The sequence below is a fragment of the Micromonospora sp. LOL_021 genome, assembly GCF_048060215.1.
Classification (GTDB): domain Bacteria; phylum Actinomycetota; class Actinomycetes; order Mycobacteriales; family Micromonosporaceae; genus Micromonospora_E.
Genome location: NZ_JBHMIN010000130.1, coordinates 1 through 1,132 on the forward strand (window position 1 = coordinate 1; position 1,132 = coordinate 1,132).

General features: G+C 67.4%; 1 protein-coding gene. It reads right to left on the bottom strand.

Annotated features, from left to right (window positions below; all coding sequences use genetic code 11):
- Positions 1 to 70 precede the first annotated feature (70 nt).
- The gene (locus tag ACFHWT_RS31305; RefSeq protein ID WP_416598302.1) at positions 71 to 1,099 is read right to left on the bottom strand and encodes an IS630 family transposase; all 1,029 of its coding nucleotides are present in this window, start codon (positions 1,097 to 1,099) and stop codon (positions 71 to 73) included.
- Positions 1,100 to 1,132: the final 33 nt, after the last annotated feature.

The following is a 1,132-nucleotide window of genomic DNA, read 5'->3' on the forward strand; positions in this document are numbered from 1 at the left end:
CGGTTACCCGCGACGCACGCCGAGGCGGGGACGGTCCTTGCGCACGGGACCGGACACTACATCCGCGACGTCACGCCGCACCCCCTTCGATGAGTGTCGCTGTACTCATGCGACTTGCGTGTCGCACGATGCGGTTGAGCCAGGAACTGTTGGTCGGCGTGTAGGCGAACTCGACGTTGTTCGCGGCGGCCCAGTCGCCGACACGGGTGTCCTTCTTCGTGCTCAGGTGCGGGGAGTAGTTGTCGAGGACGATCGCGATTCGGGTCCACGGCGGGTGCAGGCCGCGCAGGTAGCGGCAGAACTCCAGGAACCGTGTCCGGTGCTTCGTCGGCTTGATGTGGCCGTAGAGCTTGTCCGCGCCCAGGTCGTAGGCGGCGAACAGGTGGCGGACGCCGTGTGGGCGGTTGTATGTCGCCCGTCGGCGGGGCCTGGGCCCACGCTCGGGGTCCTTGTGCCGTCCGCCGCGTTCGGCCCACTGCCGTCCAGGGTGGGGCTGCAGATTCAACGGGCCGAACTCGTCCAGGCAGAAGATGACGTCGGGCTCACCGGCCTCGGGTACGACCTCGTCGTCGGCGATCGCGTAGAGGTGCTCGACGCGGGCCTTCTTGGCGGCGTAGTCGGGGTCGCGGGAGGTCTTCCAGGTCTTCACCCGTTGAAAGGACACGCCCTCCTCGCGGAGCAGGACCCGTAGGCCCTCGTGGCTGATGTCGTCGACCACCCCCTCAGCGACCAGGAAGTCGGCCAGCTTGGCCAGACTCCAGGTCGAGAACGGCAGACCGTGCTCGGCCGGCTTGGACTTGGCGATCTTCTTGATCTCACGCCGTTCCGGCAGGGTGAACGTCCGGGGCCGACCACCCTTGTACTTCGGGTAGAGCGAGTCGAAGCCGTCAGCGTTGAAGTTGTGGATCACGTCGCGGACCCGGTCCGCGCTGGTGAACGTCACCTCCGCGATCTTCCCCACTGGCATGCCCTGCGCGGACAGCAACACCATCTGAGCCCGTCGCCAGGTCACCACCGAGCCGGTGCCTCTACGGATGATCCGCAACAGGCGCTGGCCCTCGTCGTCGTCGATCTCACGGACGCGTACTCGCTCTCCCACCCGGACAGCCTGGCGGCACCCCACCGCCCGGAC